Annotated in this window: 16 protein-coding genes; 11 read left to right on the top strand and 5 right to left on the bottom strand. The window is 70.4% G+C overall.

Annotation, left to right across the window (positions count from 1 at the left end; all coding sequences use genetic code 11):
- Position 1: 1 nt before the first annotated feature.
- On the top strand, positions 2 to 301 hold the full coding sequence (locus tag ASF68_RS14480; protein ID WP_056012606.1) for a hypothetical protein: 300 nt from the start codon (positions 2 to 4) through the stop codon (positions 299 to 301).
- 12 nt (positions 302 to 313) lie between these two features.
- On the opposite strand, the gene ASF68_RS14475 is transcribed toward ASF68_RS14480, so the two are convergent.
- On the bottom strand, positions 314 to 1,159 hold the full coding sequence (locus tag ASF68_RS14475) for a LysR substrate-binding domain-containing protein (protein WP_056012604.1): 846 nt from the start codon (positions 1,157 to 1,159) through the stop codon (positions 314 to 316).
- A 204-nt stretch (positions 1,160 to 1,363) separates the two neighbouring features.
- Here ASF68_RS14475 and ASF68_RS14470 point away from each other — a divergent pair, with 204 nt between their 5' ends.
- The 3 genes from ASF68_RS14470 to ASF68_RS14460 all read left to right on the top strand — a co-directional run bounded on the left by ASF68_RS14470 (position 1,364) and on the right by ASF68_RS14460 (position 5,192).
- Positions 1,364 to 2,677, top strand: a complete 1,314-nt coding sequence (locus ASF68_RS14470) for an MFS transporter (RefSeq protein WP_056012602.1) — start codon at positions 1,364 to 1,366, stop codon at positions 2,675 to 2,677.
- Positions 2,678 to 2,826: 149 nt separating this feature from the next.
- Positions 2,827 to 4,146 (top strand): hemolysin family protein, encoded by a 1,320-nt coding sequence (locus ASF68_RS14465; protein ID WP_056012599.1) that lies wholly within the window; start codon positions 2,827 to 2,829, stop codon positions 4,144 to 4,146.
- Positions 4,143 to 5,192 (top strand): hemolysin family protein, encoded by a 1,050-nt coding sequence (locus ASF68_RS14460; RefSeq protein ID WP_056012595.1) that lies wholly within the window; start codon positions 4,143 to 4,145, stop codon positions 5,190 to 5,192. Before ASF68_RS14465 ends, ASF68_RS14460 begins: the two co-directional genes overlap by 4 nt.
- 75 nt (positions 5,193 to 5,267) lie before the next feature.
- Here the strand turns inward: ASF68_RS14460 and ASF68_RS14455 are convergent, their stop codons facing one another.
- The gene (locus ASF68_RS14455) at positions 5,268 to 6,344 is read right to left on the bottom strand and encodes an NADH:flavin oxidoreductase/NADH oxidase (protein WP_056012592.1); all 1,077 of its coding nucleotides are present in this window, start codon (positions 6,342 to 6,344) and stop codon (positions 5,268 to 5,270) included.
- A gap of 103 nt (positions 6,345 to 6,447) precedes the next feature.
- Here ASF68_RS14455 and ASF68_RS14450 point away from each other — a divergent pair, with 103 nt between their 5' ends.
- The 7 genes from ASF68_RS14450 (at position 6,448) to ASF68_RS14420 (ending at position 13,507) form a co-directional block, all read left to right on the top strand.
- Positions 6,448 to 7,311 (top strand): ADP/ATP-dependent (S)-NAD(P)H-hydrate dehydratase, encoded by an 864-nt coding sequence (locus tag ASF68_RS14450; RefSeq protein ID WP_056012589.1) that lies wholly within the window; start codon positions 6,448 to 6,450, stop codon positions 7,309 to 7,311.
- Positions 7,312 to 7,457: 146 nt separating this feature from the next.
- Positions 7,458 to 7,985: an FMN-binding protein gene (locus tag ASF68_RS14445; protein WP_157580024.1), complete on the top strand. Its 528-nt coding sequence runs from the start codon at positions 7,458 to 7,460 to the stop codon at positions 7,983 to 7,985.
- A 20-nt stretch (positions 7,986 to 8,005) separates the two neighbouring features.
- A complete protein-coding gene (locus ASF68_RS14440; RefSeq protein WP_056012586.1) occupies positions 8,006 to 8,893 on the top strand; it encodes an FAD:protein FMN transferase in 888 nt (295 codons plus the stop codon).
- Between the two features lie 57 nt (positions 8,894 to 8,950).
- Positions 8,951 to 10,492 (top strand): FAD-dependent oxidoreductase, encoded by a 1,542-nt coding sequence (locus tag ASF68_RS14435; protein ID WP_056012583.1) that lies wholly within the window; start codon positions 8,951 to 8,953, stop codon positions 10,490 to 10,492.
- 90 nt (positions 10,493 to 10,582) lie between these two features.
- Entirely contained in the window at positions 10,583 to 11,818 is a 1,236-nt protein-coding gene (locus ASF68_RS14430; RefSeq protein ID WP_082498737.1) for a glycosyltransferase 87 family protein, read from the top strand.
- 3 nt (positions 11,819 to 11,821) lie between these two features.
- Positions 11,822 to 12,130: a thiamine-binding protein gene (locus ASF68_RS14425; protein ID WP_056012580.1), complete on the top strand. Its 309-nt coding sequence runs from the start codon at positions 11,822 to 11,824 to the stop codon at positions 12,128 to 12,130.
- 75 nt (positions 12,131 to 12,205) lie between these two features.
- Positions 12,206 to 13,507 carry an MFS transporter gene (locus ASF68_RS14420; protein WP_157580026.1) on the top strand — a complete coding sequence of 434 codons (1,302 nt, stop codon included), beginning with the start codon at positions 12,206 to 12,208 and terminating at the stop codon, positions 13,505 to 13,507.
- Between the two features lie 61 nt (positions 13,508 to 13,568).
- On the opposite strand, the gene ASF68_RS14415 is transcribed toward ASF68_RS14420, so the two are convergent.
- From ASF68_RS14415 to ASF68_RS14405, 3 genes are read right to left on the bottom strand one after another with little or no spacing between them, the layout of a single operon-like run.
- Positions 13,569 to 14,219 carry a response regulator transcription factor gene (locus ASF68_RS14415; protein WP_056012577.1) on the bottom strand — a complete coding sequence of 217 codons (651 nt, stop codon included), beginning with the start codon at positions 14,217 to 14,219 and terminating at the stop codon, positions 13,569 to 13,571.
- Positions 14,216 to 15,448, bottom strand: coding sequence for a hypothetical protein (locus ASF68_RS14410; protein ID WP_056012574.1), 1,233 nt, complete (start codon positions 15,446 to 15,448; stop codon positions 14,216 to 14,218). The genes ASF68_RS14415 and ASF68_RS14410 overlap by 4 nt, the downstream gene beginning before the upstream one ends.
- On the bottom strand, positions 15,445 to 16,611 hold the full coding sequence (locus ASF68_RS14405) for a sensor histidine kinase (RefSeq protein WP_056012571.1): 1,167 nt from the start codon (positions 16,609 to 16,611) through the stop codon (positions 15,445 to 15,447). The genes ASF68_RS14410 and ASF68_RS14405 overlap by 4 nt, the downstream gene beginning before the upstream one ends.
- Positions 16,612 to 16,667 lie beyond the last annotated feature (56 nt).

Below are 16,667 nucleotides of genomic sequence, written 5' to 3'. Positions count from 1 at the left end.
CATGGTGGTGGACAAGCACGAGCACGGGTTCGGCGTCGGCATGCAGGTGTTGGTGCTCGTCGACCCGGAGACGGACCCGTCGACCGGGGCACGCGTGTCCGGCGTCATCGTCGCGCCGGGCCGACAGCGCGCGGCGGCCTTCATCTCGGTGTGGACCGACCGGTTGACGACGTGGATCGTCGAGTTCGACGAGCCCTTCGTCGCCCCGGACGGCAGCGGCCCGCACGAGTCGGCCGAGGTCCGCGAGACGTACCTGATCCCGGCGCCGTTCACCGAGGAGTCCGCATCCGTCACCGTGTGACGGCGATCCTCGTCAGGCGAGCGAGCGGTCCATGATCGCCGAGGAGAGCGCTTCGACCGGGCCCGAGGCGGCCAGGGGGTTGGCGAGCAGCGTGAAGTCGACGCCCCCGAGGGGCGGCAGCTCGAGTCGGTTGCTCAGCATCACGAGGTCGCTCGGGATGAGGCTGCGGGGGAAGACCGCGACGCCGAGGCCGGCGCGGACGGCGGCGAGCACCCCGTTGACCTCGCGGGTGCTGCAGGTGATGCGCCAGGTGCGCCCGGCCGCTTCGAGCGCGTCGATCGCGAGCTGCCGCGACAGGCTCGGGTCCTGGTAGGCGATGAGGGGGATCGGCTGGCCGGGCTCGATGGCCGTCTTCTCGAGGCCGACCCAGACCATCGAGTCGGTCCGGACGAGCTTCCCCTCGTTCTGACCGGGGTGCATCTTGATGAAGATGAGGTCGAGCGCGCCCGCCTTCAACCGGCGGTAGAGCGGCCCGCTCTGGTTGACGGTCAGTTCGAGGTTGAGCTGCGGGTGGCCCTGCCGGAAGTGACGCAGGATCCGGGGGAGCTGGGTCATCGCCAGATCGTCGGCCGCCCCGAAGCGGAGGCGACCGCTCATCGCGGAACCGGTGAAGTAGCTCTCGGCCGCGGCGTGGGCGGCCAGGATGGTCCGCGCGAACCCGGCCATCGCATCGCCGTTGTCGGTCAGACGGACGGCCCTCGTGTCGCGGACCACGAGCCAGCGCCCCGCGGCCTCCTCGAGGCGGCGGATCTGCTGGCTGACCGTCGGCTGGCTCAACCCGAGCTGCGCGGCCGCCCTGGTGAAGTTCCGCGTCTCGGCGACGGCCAGGAAGGTGCGGAGGAGCGCCGGGTCGAACATGGGTCACCGATCATTCGGGAATCGAATAGGACTGATAGGGACCATCCTGCTCGGAAATGGTGGGCTCGGCAATAGCGTGGAGGGGAGCCTCAGGCCCCGGCCGGGCTCCACCCATACGACACGCACTCGACATACGAAACGCTGGCTCTCTCCGTGACCCCTCCCTCCGACACCGCCGTCGCTCCGCCACCACCCACCGCACCCATGCCGATCGTGGGGGAGCGTCCCGCCTGGCGGGACACCTTCTCCTCGCTCCGCGTCCCGAACTTCCGGCTCTTCACGATCGGGCACATCGTGGCGACGACCGCGATCGGCATGCAGCGCATCGCACAGGACTGGCTCGTCCTCGAACTCTCCGGCAGCGTCGCGGCCGTCGGGATCACCGTCGCCATGCAGTTCGCGCCGATGCTCCTCTTCGGCCTGCTCGGCGGTGTCATCGCCGACCGCTACTCCAAGCGCGTGCTGCTCATGATCACGCAGTCGCTCGCCGCCGCACTCGCGGTGGCGCTGTCGATCCTGACGCTGAGCGGCGCCGTCGAGGTGTGGCACATCTACGTCATCGCCTTCATGCTGGGGCTCGTCACCGTCGTCGACAACCCGGCTCGTCAGGTGTTCGTCAACGAGCTCGTGGGACCCGCCAGGCTGCGCAACGCGATCAGCCTCAACTCCGCCGTGTTCCAACTGGGGCAGCTCGTCGGACCGGCGGTCGGCGGCATCCTCATCACCGCCGTCGGGTCCGGATGGTCGTTCGCGATCAACGCGCTCGCCTGCTCGGGCGTCGTCCTCACCCTCGCCCTCATGCGAGTCTCCGAGTTGGTCCCGACACCCGTGCTCGCCAAGGCGAAGGGGCAGCTCAAGGAGGGGCTCGGCTACGCGATGCGGAAGCCGGCGATCCGGTGGACCGTCATCATGGTCGCCTTCATGTCGGTGTTCGCCTTCAACCTGCCCGTCCTCCTGGCGGCCTACGCCTCGGACGTCTTCGACATCGGTGCGAGCGGCTACGGATTCCTCAACTCCCTCGTGGCGGTCGGCGCGCTCACCGGCGCCCTCGCCTCGACACGGCGCGGCGGGGTGAACCTCCGCATGGTGATCGTGGCGGCGGCGTCGGTCGGCGTCCTGCAGGCAGCCGCAGGGGCCATGCCCGTGCTCATCCCGTTCGCGCTCCTGCTCGTCGCCGGCGGCGTCGCGAACCTCCTCTTCATCACCGCCGCGAACTCACTCGTCCAGCTGTCGTCGAACGTGGCGATCCGCGGACGGGTCATGTCGCTCTACATCCTCGTGCTGCTCGGCGGGCAGTCGATCGGCGGTCCGCTCATGGGGTGGATCGTGGAGGTCGCCGGAGCGCACGTCGGCATGATCGTCTCCGGTGGGGTGCCGGCGCTCGCGGCGGGGCTCATCGGTCTCCGGTTCCTCCTCCTGCGCCGCCGCCAGACACGCGCCGCGCGGCGTCGCGTCGGCACCGACGAAGCTGAGAAGAACCCCGGGAATCCGGGGTCCACGGCGACGGAAGTCCGATAGACTCGTCCGCACAATGGACGACCCTCCTTCAGACAGATCCCCCGGCCACCATCCCCGCTTCGACCTGATCCGACCCACTGCGCCGTCGGCTCGATCCGGCGGCCGTTCCCTCCGTCCGGCGTCGACCGGTCAGCTCGGACAGGACCGGCATGTCTGAGTGGATCATGCTCGGTGTCGGCCTCGTCCTGACGATCGGCACCGGCTTCTTCGTCGCCTCCGAGTTCGCCCTCGTGAACCTCGACCGCGCGGACCTCGAGGCCCGCCGCGATCGCGGTGAGAGCCGCCTGACGATGACGATCGCGGCGCTCAAGATCACGTCGACGCACCTGTCGAGCGCGCAGCTCGGCATCACCCTCACCACGCTCCTCACCGGGTACACGATGGAGCCGGCGCTCTCCTCGATGCTCGCCGGTCCGCTCGGAGCGCTCGGCATCCCCGAGGCCGTCGTGGCCGTCGTCGCGACGATCGTCGCCATCACCGTGGCCACGCTGCTCAGCATGATCGTCGGGGAGCTCGTCCCGAAGAACTTCGCGCTCGCACTGCCACGGCAGACGGCCAAGTTCGTCGTGCCGTTCCAGACCGCGTTCACCTGGGTGTTCAAGCCGGCCATCGTCGTGCTGAACGGCAGCGCCAACGGGCTCCTGCGGTCGGTGGGCATCGAGCCCAAGGAGGAGCTGTCCGGAGCTCGGACGGCCGAAGAGCTCTCCTCGCTCGTGCGCCGTTCCGCGCTCGAGGGCACCCTCGAGGCCGACACCGCGACCCTCCTGAACCGCACGCTCCGCTTCTCCAACCTCGACGCCTCCGACGTCATGACGCCGCGCCCCCGCGTCGCCTCGATCCAGCGGGGGGAGCCCGCTCAGGCGGTGCTCGCGCTTGCACGGGCGACCGGGCACTCCCGCTTCCCGGTGACCGATGCCGACGCCGACGACATCACCGGTGTCGTGCACGTCAAACAGGCCATCGCGGTGCCCCGCGACCGGCGTGGTCAGGTGCCGGTCTCGGCGCTGCAGTCGCCGGCGCTCCGCGTCCCCGAGACGATGAAGCTCGACGTCCTGCTCTCGCAACTGCGCGGGCGCGGCTACCAGATGGCCGTCGTCGTCGACGAGTACGGCGGCACGGCCGGCGTCACCACGCTCGAGGACCTCGTCGAGGAGCTCGTCGGTGAGGTCGCCGACGAACACGACCGGTCGCGCGCCGGCGTCGTCCGCGGACGGGACTCCACCACCTTCCCCGGCAGCCTCCGTCCCGACGAACTCCTCGAGCGCGCCGGTGTGCGCGTACCGGAGGACGGTCCGTACGAGACCGTGGCCGGCTTCGTCATGAGTGAGCTCGGACGCCTCGCCGTCTCCGGCGACGTCATCGAGCTCGAGGACGGCACCCTCCGCGTCGAACGACTCGACGGCCGCCGCATCGACCGGATCCGATTCACCCCGAGACCCGTCCCCACGGAGGAAGGTGGTGACGCATGAGCGACTGGGCAGGAATCGCCTGGCTCGTCGTGCTGCTGCTCGCGAACGCCTTCTTCGTCGGCGCCGAGTTCGCGGTCATCTCCGCACGACGTTCGCAGATCGAACCGCTCGCGGAGCAGGGCAGCCGGAGTGCCAAGACCGCCCTCTGGGCCATGGAGCACGCGACGCTCATGCTGGCGACGAGCCAGCTGGGCATCACCGTCTGTTCGCTCCTCATCCTGAACGTCTCGGAGCCCGCGATCCACCACCTCCTCGAGGTGCCGCTCGCACTCACCGGTTGGCCGGAGGAGACCATCGGCACGGTGGCGTTCGTCATCGCGCTGCTGCTCGTGTCGTACCTGCACGTCGTCTTCGGCGAGATGGTCCCGAAGAACCTCTCCTTCTCGATCCCCGATCGCGCGGTGCTGCTGCTCGCACCGCCGCTCGTGTTCGTCGCGCGGGTCTTCCGACCGATCATCGTCTCGCTGAACGCGATCGCGAACGCCGTCCTCCGGTTGTTCCGGGTCGAGCCGAAGAACGAGGCGGCCAGCGCCTTCACACTCGACGAGGTCGCGACGATCGTCGACCAGTCGACGCGCGAGGGCGTGCTCACGGACGCCACCGGTGCGCTCGTCGCCGCGTTCGAGTTCACCGAGAAGAAGGTCCACGACGTGGCCCTTCCACTCACGAGCCTCATCACCCTGACGGAGGAGGCCACCCCCTCGGACGTCGAGCGCGCCGTCGCGAAGTACGGGTACTCGCGGTACGTCATCGTGGACGAGGAGTCGGTCCCGATCGGCTACCTCCACCTCAAGGACGTGCTGCGGTACGACGACCTCGACGGCACCGGCGACGAAGAGCGCCCGGTACCGGCGAAGCACATCCGTCAGCTCGTGTCGGTGTTCGAGGGATCGGACGTCGAGGACGCCCTCACGACCATGCGTCGGTCCGGCGCCCACGTGGCGCGGGTGTTCGACGAGGCCGGCGCCACGACCGGCGTGCTCTTCCTCGAGGACATCATCGAGGAACTGGTCGGCGAGGTGCAGGACGCCACGAGGCGCCGCTGACCGGCATCGCCCACGCAACAGACAGGACGGCCCGCACGCGATCGCGTGCGGGCCGTCCTGGCGTGGACCGCGTGGTCAGCCGCGCGGCTTCGCCCGTTCGTACTGGCCGGGCCAGGCGACGTCCACACCGAGCTCCGAGGCGGCGCGCAGCGCGAAGTGCGGGTCGCGCAGGGCTTCGCGCGCGACCATGACCGCCTCCGCCTGGCCGTCGGCGACGATGGCCGCCGCCTGCTGGGCGTCGGTGATGAGTCCGACCGCGCTGGTGTCGACACCGGTGGAACCGATGTGCGCCGCGAACGGCACCTGGTACCCGGGGGAGAGCGGGATCCGGACGCCACCGACGGCACCGCCGGTGGAGATGTCGAAGAAGTCCGCACCCCGCTCGGCGCACCAGGCGGCGACGGTCGCGGTCTGATGCTCGTCCCAGCCGTCGTCCACCCAGTCCGTCGCGGAGAACCGGATGAACAGCGGCATGCCGTCGGGCAGCACGGCACGGACGGCCTCGACGACGCGGAGCAGGAGCCTGGCGCGATCCTCGAGCGACCCGCCGTAGGCGTCCTCGCGGTGGTTGACGAGCGGGGAGAGGAACTGGTGGAGGAGGTACCCGTGTGCGGCGTGCAGTTCCACGACCTGGAAGCCGGCGTCGACGGATCGGACCGCTGCAGCGCGGAAGTCGTCGACGACGCGATCGATGCCTGCCTCATCGAGCGCGGCGGGGACGTCGTATCCGGGGAAGGCCTCGGCTGACGGGGCCACCGTCGGCCACCCACCCTGGTCGAGCGGGACGCTGCCCGTGCCGTCGGTGCCCCACGGGGCGAAGGTGGAGGCCTTCCGGCCGGCGTGCGCGAGCTGGATGCCGGGGACGGCGCCCTGTTCGACGATGAACGCGGTGATGCGGCGCCAGGCGTCGCGCTGCTCGTCGTTCCAGATCCCGGCGTCCTGCGGGGTGATCCGTCCCTCCGGGCTGACGGCCGCCGCCTCGGAGATGACGAGCCCGAAGCCGCCCGCCGCGAACTGGCCGAGGTGCATGAGGTGCCAGTCGGTCGGGACGCCGTCCTCGGCGGTCACGCTGTACTGGCACATCGGGGCGACCCACAGGCGGTTGGGGATGCTGCGGTCGCGGATGGTGATCGGATCGAACAGTGCGGGCACGGAACTCCTCTGGGACGGGCGACGGGGTGTCGCCTCTGGCGCAACGTCGCGGGGGCCGCTGCGATTCCCGTCCCGGTCGGCGGTGACTGGCTAGGGTGAAGGCATGGCCGAACCCCGACACTGGACCCCTGCCGACGCACGTCACTGGATCGCCGTGCCCGACGCCGAATCGGACAAGTACTCCCGAGGCGTGCTCGGGATCGTGACCGGATCCGACCACTACCCGGGCGCAGCCGTCATCGGTGTCGAGGCGGCGATCCGCACCGGCGTCGGCATGGTCCGCTACCTCGGCGCGGACCGCCCGACCGAGCTCGTGCTGCAGCGACGGCCGGAGGTCGTGACGGCGGAGGGCCGGGTCCAGGCCTGGCTCATCGGCTCCGGCATGGACCCCGGCAAGCTCACCCGGGTGGAGAGCGCGCTCCTCGACGCCGCCCTGCACGGCGGTGAACCGGTCGTCGCCGACGCTGGATCCCTCCGTCGCGTCACGGCCGGGGCCCACCAACGTGCGTTCGGGGTCGACGAGTCGTGGCGCATCGTCGCGACGCCGCACGTCGGGGAGCTGGCGACCATGCTGAGCGGCCTCGGGAGTCCGGCCGATGTCGAGGCGATCCGCGCTGAACCGGTGCCGTACGCCGCGGACGTCGCGGCTCGACTCGGCATCGTCGTGGTGCTGAAAGGCGGGACCACCCATGTCGTGTCGCCCGACGGCGAGGCGATCACCGTCGCCGGAGGATCGCCCTGGCTCGCGACCGCCGGCACCGGGGATGCGCTGGCCGGGATCATCGGGGCACTCGTGGCCACCAACGCGGAGCGCGTCCTCGCCGACCCGGCCTCGCTCGCGAGCATCGCCGCGAGCGGGGTGCTGATCCACGCCGCCGCCGGGGATGCAGCCGCCGTCGACGGCCCGCTCGCCGCGCTGGACGTGTCCCAGGCCGTCCGCGGCGTCGTGCACGGTCTCCTCTCCTGAGCGCGTGTCACCCGACAGACGGCGGACAACTCCCAGAACGCTCATAGCTCGCCCATAGGGAAGCTCAGGACACTGAAGCCACCGCGGCAGGGACCTCGCCGCGGCGGCCGGCACCCGGCCTCCACATCGCCCGAGGAGATTGAACGATGCGCAACCCCACCACCACCCAGCTCCCCGCACGGACGCCACGGCTCTCCGTGGCCGCGAAGAAGACGACGTTCGCGGCGCTCACCGGTCTCACCCTCATCGGCAGCCTGGCCGGTTGCTCGGCAGCCGACGCCGGGAGCACGACCACGACCACCACGCCGGACGCCAAGAGCTCGTCCACCCCGGAGGCCACCAGCGACGCCGGCGCGGCGACGGGGACCGGCTCCACCGACTACAAGGACGGCTCCTACACCGCCGACGGCAGCTACCAGTCGCCGAACGGCACCGAGTCGATCACGGTGACGGTGACGCTCGCCGAGGACAAGGTCACCGCCGTCGACGTCGTCTCGCACGCCGAGAGCGCGAACAGCAAGCGGTACCAGGCCGAGTTCATCTCCGGCATCGCCGGCGAGGTCGTCGGCAAGGACATCGACGGCCTCAAGGTCTCCAAGGTCGCCGGCTCCTCGCTCACGAGCGGCGGGTTCAACGCCGCCATCGACACGATCAAGACCGAAGCGAAGGGCTGAGCCGCCAGGTCGGCCGCACGATGAGCGAGACGACGCTGCGCTTCGACGCGATCGGCACCGGCTGGGAACTCGACACCGTGCTGCCACTCGAGCCGGAGACCGCCGAGGCCGTCGCCGCGCGCATCGACCGCTTCGACCGCACCTGGTCGCGGTTCCGGAGCGACGCGTTCGTCGCCCGGTTCGCCCAGGGCCCCGTCTCGACGGCCTTCCCGGACGACGCCAGGGACGACGCGATCGCCCTGTTCGACACCTACCGCCGCCTGCACGATGTCACCGGTGGCGCCATGACCCCGTTCATCGGAGCGTCCCTCGAACGGCTCGGGTACGACGCCGCGTACACGCTCGTCCCGCAGGGGCCGGCGCTCGCCGCGCCGGCCTGGGACGACGTGGCCCGGTGGGACGGCGAGGTGCTCGAGACGGACCGCCCGCTGGTGATCGACATCGGTGCGGCGGGCAAGGGCCGACTCGTCGACCTCGTCGCCGACGTCCTCGTCGAGCACGGGCACGAGGCCTTCACCATCGACGCCTCGGGCGACCTGCGACACGAGCACGGGAGCGGCGCCCCGGAACCGCTCCGGATCGCGCTCGAGCACCCCTACGACCCGCGGAAGGCCATCGGGGTCGCGACGATCGAGTCCGGCGCCCTCTGCGCGTCAGCCGTCAACCGTCGCGCCTGGGGCGAGGGCCTCCACCACGTCATCGACGGCCGGACGGGCGAACCGACGGCGACGGTTGCGGCGACGTGGGTCACCGCCGGGCAGGCGATGGTCGCCGACGGCCTCGCCACCGCCCTGTTCTTCACCGATCACGAGTCGCTCAGCGGAGCCTTCGCCTGCGAGAGCGTCCGCATGTTCACCAGCGGCCTCACGGATCGGTCCGCCGGCTTCCCCGGCGAGCTCTTCACCTGAGTCACGCACCGTCGGGTCCCACCCCGGTGCCACCATCATCCAGAAAGCAGACCGCACATGAACGGCCGCATCGGCTACTTCTTCGACACCGTCCTCGGACGGGTCACCATGTACCGCCTCGTGACGCTCTCGCTCGGCACCCTCGCGATCTACGCGTTCGTGCTGTCACTGTTCGGCCAGGTGTTCTACAAACCGCTCGAACTGCTCGCGACGCTGGCCACGCTGCTCGTCGTCGGGTACCTGACGAACCGTCTGTTCGGCGCCCTGTTCCAGGTGCGCCCGCACAGCGAGTCGTCGATCATCACCTCGCTCCTGCTGTTCTTCATCCTGTGGCCGACGAGCGATCCGGCCGCGCTGGCCTGGATCGCCCTGGCGGCGACGGTCGGGTCCGCGTCGAAGTACCTGCTCGCGATCCGCGGCCGGCACATTTTCAACCCGGCCGCCCTCGCCGCCCTCGTGTCGAGCGTCATCGCGAGCTACGTCGTCCTCCCCGGGGTGTCGCCGTCGGTCTGGTGGGTCGCCAACCCGTGGCTGCTGCCCGCGGTGGTCGTCCTCGGCGGCCTCGTCCTCGTCCGCACCAAGCGACTCACGATGGCGCTCGTCTTCATCGTGCTCTCCTGGGCGCTCGTGACCGTCCGACTCGTCGTCGGCGGTCAGGAGGTCGTACCTGCGCTGCTCGCCCCGCTCACGTCCTACCCGATCCTCTTCCTCGCCGCGTTCATGCTGACCGAGCCGCTGACCCTGCCGCCCCGGCGCTGGCAGCAGCTCGGCGAGGCCGCGATCGTCGCGGTGCTGTTCTCCATCCCGTTCATGCTCGGTCAGGTGGCGTCGACCCCGGAACTCGCGCTCATCGTGGGCAACGTGCTCGCGTTCGCCGTCGCCCGCCGCCGTGGGATGCGGCTGACGCTCGAGGGGACGCGCACGCTCACCCCGACGGCAGTCGAGTACCGGTTCAGCTCGAAGCGGCCGGTGCCCTTCGCGGCCGGCCAGTACCTCGAACTGTCACTGCCGCACCGCGGCGCGGACGTCAGGGGTTCGCGGCGCATGTTCAGCATCTCGTCCCCGCCCGACGACGATCGGACGATCCGCGTGGCGATGCGGGTCCCGGAGCGGGCCAGCAGCTTCAAGCGGGCGCTGAGCGCACTGCCCGTCGGCGCGAGCCTCTCGGCCACCGGGGTGTGGGGCGACTTCGTCCTGCCGAAGGATCCGGCCAAGCCCGTCCTGCTGATCGCCGCCGGGATCGGGATCACGCCGTTCGCCAGCCAGTTGTCCCGGCTGCATCTGCGAGCCGAGAAGCGCGACATCGTCCTCGTCTACGTCGTGTCCGATCCGCAGGAGCTCGCCTACGCCGCAGAGCTCGAGACCTGGGGGACACCGGTGCTCGTGGTCGGGCCGCCGGCGGACGCCGCGCTGCCCGCGGGTTGGCGCACCCTCGGCCCAGGCCGACTCGACCACGAGCGCCTCGCGGAGGCCGTCCCGGACCTGGCCTCCCGCGACGTCTTCATCTCCGGACCCCCGGCCATGGTCGACGCCCTGAAGCCCGCATTGCGCGGCATCGGCGTGGGCCGGGTCCACACCGACGCCTTCAGCGGGTATTGATCGGCACCAGGCCGCACCCGTCGGGGTCGACCGCCGCGCGAGTGGCGGATCGGCCCCGACGCCGTGCGCGAGCCTAGGATGGTCCACGTGATGCGGCGTTGGGTCCTCTGGTGCGGGTTCGGCTTCGTGCATCTCCTCGTCGGCTGGCTCTGCCTCGTGGCCGAGGGGCTCCCGCTCGGCGACGTCGTCCTCGTGTACCGCCCGTGGGTGGAGCAGGCGACGGCGGGCGGCCCCATCCCCGCCGTCGACGAACCCTGGGTCTATCCGATCCTCGCGATCGTGCCCATGCTGATCCCGCTCCTGCTCGGCAGCGCCGGGTACGGCGTCGGATGGCTGCTCATGGTGAGCGTGTTGAACGCCGGCGCCTTCGCGGTGCTGCTCGGCAACGGTCACTCGCGGCCACGGCTGATCGCGGCGGGGTGGTGGCTCGCGTTCCTGCTGCTGCTCGGACCGATCGCCCTCGCACGGATCGACTCGGTGACCGTGCCGATCGCGATCGTCGGACTCCTCTGGGTCGCCGGACGCCCGCGCGTCGCCGCGGTCCTCCTTACGATCGCCGCCTGGATGAAGATCTGGCCGGCGGCGCTCGTCGGCGCGATCGTCCTGGCCCACCGGCACCGCGGACGGGTGGTGGCCGCCGCCGCGGCGACCTCGGCGGTCGTGCTCGGGGTGGGGCTGCTCCTCGGCGGCGCGAACGCGGTGAGCTTCGTGACGGAGCAGACCGGTCGTGGCCTGCAGATCGAGTCCCTCATCGGGAACGCGTACCTCTGGCTGGCCGTCCTCCGCGTGCCGCAGAGCTTCGTCTACTACGACCGCGACATCCTGACCTTCCAGGTGACCGGTCCCGGCGTCGACACCGCGATCGCCGTCATGACGCCGTTGCTCGCGATCGCCGTCGCGGGTGTGGTGCTGCTGGGTGTCCTCGCCGTCCGGACCGGGCGCCCCCTCGTGACCGTGCTGGCGCCGCTCGCGCTCCTGTTCGTCCTCACGCTCATCGTGTTCAACAAGGTGGGGTCACCGCAGTTCGCGATGTGGTTGGCGGCACCGGTGATCCTCGGGCTCGTGCTCCAGCGTCGGCGCTTCATCGCACCGGCGGTGATCACCCTGGTGATCGCGGCGCTCACACAGCTGGTGTACCCGTACCTGTACCTGTGGCTGTTGAACGTCGATCCGGTGCTCGTGACGGTGCTGACCGTCCGCAACCTCGCCTACCTGGTCCTCGCCGGGTGGGCCGTCCACGCGCTCTTCGCCCCCGCCCACCCCGAGGACGACGCGGTGTCGTCTTCGGATGCCGTCCGTGTCCATGCTCGAACCCTCAAGGAGTGACCCATGCTCGTCGCCTTCTCCGTCGCACCCAGCGGCACCGGCAAGTCGGACGGATCCGTCCACGACGCCGTCGCAGCGGCCGTCCGGATCGTCCGTGAGTCGGGACTGCCGAACCGGACCGACTCGATGTTCACGACGATCGAGGGGGAGTGGGACGAGGTGTTCGCCGTCATCAAGGAGGCCACCGAAGCGGTCGGCGCCTACGGGAGCCGCGTCTCCCTCGTCCTGAAGGCCGACATCCGGCCCGGCTACACGGGCGAGCTGACGGCCAAGCTCGATCGGCTCGACGCCGCGCTCGACAACGACGGCTGATCCCTGCGGGGTGCCTCCACCGCTCGTCCGCGGATGGGACTCGAATCGATTCGAGGATTCGCGTACACTCGATCCATGCCCACCATCATGGACGGGTCGACGCAGCTGTCGCCGACCCGCATTCGTCTTGCCATCCTCGCGCTCGCCGTGGGTGCCTTCGGCATCGGTACCACCGAGTTCGTCGCGATGGGGCTGCTGCCGAACATCGCCACCGACCTCCTCCCGGAGCTCGCCGCGCGCAGCCAGGAGCAGGCGAACGCCCAGGCCGCCTGGCTGATCACCGCCTACGCGCTCGGTGTGGTCGTCGGAGCCCCGACGATCGCCGCACTCGTCGCCCGCTACCGCCGCAAGACCGTGCTCCTCTGGCTCGGCGTCGCGTTCACCGTCGGCACACTCGCGTCCGCGCTGCTGCCGAGCTTCGGCCTCGTCCTGCTGGCCCGCTTCGTCGCGGCGCTCCCGCACGGCGCCTACTTCGGGATGGCGGCGCTCGTGGCCGCGAGTCTCATGGGACCGGGCAAGCGGGGCAAGGGCGTCGCGCTCGTCATGACCGGGCTGACGATCGCCAACGTGATCGGTGTGCCGTTCGCCACCTGGGTCGGCCAGGAGTTCGGCTGGCGATCCGCCTATCTCATCGTCACCGCGATCTTCGCGCTCGCGACGGTCACCATCTGGTTCGCCGTGCCCGTCCAGGCAGGGAACCCGCAGCAGACGATGCGACGGGAGCTCCGGGTGTTCCGGCGGAGCCAGGTGTGGTTCGTGCTCGGCTTCGGATCCATCGGGTTCGGTGGACTCTTCGCCGTCTACAGCTACCTCGCCCCGCTCGTGACGGAGGTGGCTGGTGAGTCCGCATCACTCGTGCCGTGGGCCCTGGCGACGATGGGTGTCGGCATGACGATCGGCAACCTCGTGGGCGGACACCTCGCCGATCGCGGCGTGAAGCGGGCGCTCATCGTGTTCTTCAGCCTGATGATCGTCGTGCTGACCGCGCTCGCGCTCACCGCGTCATGGACGCCGACCATGTTCCTGTTCGTCTTCGCCGTCGGCTTCGCCTCGCAGGGGCTCGGGCCGGCCATCCAGACGAGACTCATGGACGTCGCCGGCGACAGCCAGTCGCTCGCCGCGGCGCTCAACCACTCCGCCCTCAACATCGGGAACGCCCTCGGGGCCTTCCTCGGCGGGCTCGTCATCGCCGGCGGCCTCGGCTACCTCGCCCCGGTGTGGACGGGTGTCGTGCTGACGGGCGTCGGCTTGGTGATCGTGATCACGAGCTTCCGGGTGGAGCGACGTCAGCTCGCACGCGAGCTCGCCAGGGCGAACGAGACCGAGGACCGACGCGTCGCGGACCGCAATCCGCCGACGGCGCCGATCCCCGTCTGAAGACGGAACAGGCGCCCCTCCCGCCATCGGGGAAGGGGCGCCTGGGCCGTGATCGGAGCGGCTAGTCGACGATGATGCCGTCGAGGATCGCGCGCTTCCGCAGCGCGACCTTCGTGCCGACGTCGATACCCGCGTTGCGGTACTTCTCCCGGATGCGCTTGAGGTAGCTCTTCGCCGTCTCGTCGGAGATCCCGAGGCTCTCGGCCACCATCTTCACCGGCTCACCGGCGGCGTACAGGGCCATGACCCGACGCTCCTGCGCGCTGAGGCGGGGTCCCGTCCCGGACGCGCCGCTCGCGAGCGCGAGGTCGAGCTCCGGGGAGATGTACGACTCGCCACGGGATGCCGCGCGGAGTGCGTGCACGATGGTCTCCGCGTCCTCGCTCTTCGCGAGGTAGCCGAGCGCGCCGGCCGCCAGGGCCTCGCGCACCACGGCCGGGTCGCTGTACGTGCTCATGAGGACGGTGGTGACCCCGGTGGTCTTCAGCGTCGCGAGCTTCACGGCCACCGGGACGTTGTCCTTGAGGTCGACGTCGAGCAGGAGGACGTCGACGGGGAAGGCCGGGTGCGTCAGGAGTTCCGGCCACGAGGGGGTGACGACGACGAGTTCGATGTCGTCGGCGACGCTCCTGATCCATTCGGTGAGCGCGCCGAGCAGCATCCGGTGGTCATCGACGATGCCGACCCTGATCCGTGACTCCTGTGACGTCATTGACGTTCCCCTTTCCGCTGGCCCGCAGCGGGATTGTCGACGGTGCTGTCGATGTCGATCCTGATGCGGGATTTCTGGTACGTGTCCGAAGAGGAGCCCACTCGTCCGAGTGCTTCCCAAACCGCGGGATCCACCTTGGCGCGCTGCACCCCGCTCGCTTCGAGGACGATCGGGAGGGTGAGTGCTCCCGGACGGCCCTGTCGTTCGGAGCGGTCGACCGGCCCGAGCGTCAGCACAGCTGTGGCAGTCTGCGCGTCTGCTTCCCCGAGGAGCAACCATACTGCAGAGAGCAGGCCATCCCGCTGATCCGTTGCGAGATAGGTCGCCAGCCGTTCGGGATCGCGCAGGGTCGCGCGCTCGGACAGCACGGACGACTCCTGGAACGCGTGCTCGAGCCAGGTCTCCTTGCCCTCCGACATGAGGTGGCGGCGGAGCTCCGTGGCGAGGCGGGAGGCGCGGGCGGCGAGCTCGGGACTGAGCGGGAGGTCGACGGAGCCGTCGGCGACCCCGTCGAACAACTCCTCGGCCTCGAGGTCCAGCGCGACGAGCTCCTCGGAGTCGAAGAACCCGAGGGCGTCGCGGACGCTCGCGACGGTCGAGGCGACCATGACCCGGTCGAGTTCGAGGCGGACGATCCGGCGGTACTGGGAGACGATCGCGCAGGCGATGAGCGGCGGCACGACGGCGATCGCGGCGAAGATCAACTCAGCCCCGAGCGTCGGGCTCTGCGTCCGCGTGATGGTGAGGATGGACCCGACGAGCAGGAGCCCGAGCACCACGGTCGCCGCGGCGACGTCGCGCGCGGGCCGGAGGGTCACGACGGCGAGCAGCACGCCACCGACGGCCGCGGCGGCCGTCGGATACACCCCGACGGCGTCGCGGCTCCACACGCTCGCCAGGTCGAGGGTGGCGACCACCACCAGCTCGATCAGCAGCGCGACGAACAACCGGTCCGAGAGGTGGAACGCGGAACGGCGGAGCAGGAGGAAGGTGGACGCGACCGCGCCGGCGAGGAGGAGCCAGGCCACCACGGTGAGGAGCGGCCGTGGGTAGTGCCAGAACGACTCGACGAACCGGATCGCCGCGTAGGCGACGAGGATGAGACCGGACACCGACAGCCCGATCCCCAGCTGTCTCGTCCCGAGCGACGACCGCTGACGGTCCAATGCGCGCCGGTGCCGGTACCGGCGGGTGGGCCCGGAGGCGGCGGCGAGACTGTCGATGCTCATGCCTGCGGGACCTCCAGGATCACGGTCGTGCCGGCACCCGGGGCGGAGAACACGCGTGCCTGGCCGCCGACCTCCTGGATGCGCGCGACGACCGATTCAGCGACGCCGAGGTGACCGTCCGGTACCGCTGTCGGATCGAACCCGCTCCCGGTGTCGGTGATGAGGAGCCTGGCGGTCTGCTCATCGATGGAGACGGTGACGTCGGCCGAATCCACGCCGGAATGACGCCGTACGTTCTCGAGGCATTCGCCGAGGGCGAGGAGGAAGGCTTCGCGCACCCGGGGGTCGAGGTTCGCCTGGCCACCGCCGTAGACGTTGACGGTGAGGCCCAGCCCGGCGAAGCGGTCCGTCACGGCTTCGATGCCTTCGTCGAGGGTGAAGTCGGCACTCCGTTGCAGGATGTAGGTGCCGGAGGAGACGGGACTGAGCTCTTCACCGAGCCGGAGGCTCCGGAGCAGGTGCGCGTCGTTCCGTGCCTGCGAACGGAGGGCGGTGGCGTCGACCCCTCGCCCCGAGTGCGCGAGGAGCGTGAGGGTCGCGAGCGCGGTGTCGTGGAGGAGCCGTGCGTCCTGCCGCCGTTGCGACTCGGCCTGGCTCGCGAGCCGTTCCGCGTTGTACGCGCTGCCGATGTTGTCGACGCGTCGGATGAGTCGGGGCACGCTCGAGTCGAGCCACCCGCCGAACGCTCCGATCGTCACCCAGACGGCCGCGGTAAGGCCGATCGTGGGGATCGTGAGGTTGGTCGCCCCGGTGACGACGACGATCGCGACGGCGGTCAGGAGGAACGCCCCGAGCAGCAACGGCCAGGCGCGGCGGAACGGCACGAGTCTCGCGGCGATCGCCCCCATCCCGAGGGAGGCGATGGCGGCGATGGCGCCCGCCTGACCGACACTGCCGGTACCGCCGTCGGAGAGGCCGACGAACACGACCGAGACGACGCCGGCGACGAAGACCAGGGCGAGCCAGCGCGGATCGTCGTACTGCTCGGCGGCGATGTGTGCGATCGCCAGCATGGCGACGAGGAGGAGCACAGCGGCGTATCGCCCGCCGGAGACGACCCCGGGGACACTGAGGATCATGGCGGCGGTGACACATCCGGAGAGCCCGAACAAGCGGGTCGTGCGCCGCAGTAGACGTCGCTTGGTCCTCGCCTCGCGTTCCATGCTCACGCTCCTCTGAGGAGTCACCTTATCGGGTGACGCACGCGCAACGGAACGAG

It is taken from the genome of Plantibacter sp. Leaf314 (assembly GCF_001423185.1).
Taxonomy (GTDB): Bacteria; Actinomycetota; Actinomycetes; order Actinomycetales; family Microbacteriaceae; genus Plantibacter.
The sequence above is the reverse complement of the archived record's forward strand: the minus strand, read 5'-3'. Positions and strand labels throughout refer to the sequence as shown.

Coding starts and splice junctions, on each gene's coding strand:
- ASF68_RS14480 (WP_056012606.1), top strand. CDS start 2: ATGGTGGTGGACAAGCACGAGCACGGGTTCGGCGTCGGCATGCAGGTG.
- ASF68_RS14475 (WP_056012604.1), bottom strand. CDS start 1,159: ATGTTCGACCCGGCGCTCCTCCGCACCTTCCTGGCCGTCGCCGAGACG.
- ASF68_RS14470 (WP_056012602.1), top strand. CDS start 1,364: ATGCCGATCGTGGGGGAGCGTCCCGCCTGGCGGGACACCTTCTCCTCG.
- ASF68_RS14465 (WP_056012599.1), top strand. CDS start 2,827: ATGTCTGAGTGGATCATGCTCGGTGTCGGCCTCGTCCTGACGATCGGC.
- ASF68_RS14460 (WP_056012595.1), top strand. CDS start 4,143: ATGAGCGACTGGGCAGGAATCGCCTGGCTCGTCGTGCTGCTGCTCGCG.
- ASF68_RS14450 (WP_056012589.1), top strand. CDS start 6,448: ATGGCCGAACCCCGACACTGGACCCCTGCCGACGCACGTCACTGGATC.
- ASF68_RS14445 (WP_157580024.1), top strand. CDS start 7,458: ATGCGCAACCCCACCACCACCCAGCTCCCCGCACGGACGCCACGGCTC.
- ASF68_RS14440 (WP_056012586.1), top strand. CDS start 8,006: ATGAGCGAGACGACGCTGCGCTTCGACGCGATCGGCACCGGCTGGGAA.
- ASF68_RS14435 (WP_056012583.1), top strand. CDS start 8,951: ATGAACGGCCGCATCGGCTACTTCTTCGACACCGTCCTCGGACGGGTC.
- ASF68_RS14430 (WP_082498737.1), top strand. CDS start 10,583: ATGCGGCGTTGGGTCCTCTGGTGCGGGTTCGGCTTCGTGCATCTCCTC.
- ASF68_RS14425 (WP_056012580.1), top strand. CDS start 11,822: ATGCTCGTCGCCTTCTCCGTCGCACCCAGCGGCACCGGCAAGTCGGAC.
- ASF68_RS14420 (WP_157580026.1), top strand. CDS start 12,206: ATGCCCACCATCATGGACGGGTCGACGCAGCTGTCGCCGACCCGCATT.
- ASF68_RS14415 (WP_056012577.1), bottom strand. CDS start 14,219: ATGACGTCACAGGAGTCACGGATCAGGGTCGGCATCGTCGATGACCAC.
- ASF68_RS14410 (WP_056012574.1), bottom strand. CDS start 15,448: ATGAGCATCGACAGTCTCGCCGCCGCCTCCGGGCCCACCCGCCGGTAC.
- ASF68_RS14405 (WP_056012571.1), bottom strand. CDS start 16,611: ATGGAACGCGAGGCGAGGACCAAGCGACGTCTACTGCGGCGCACGACC.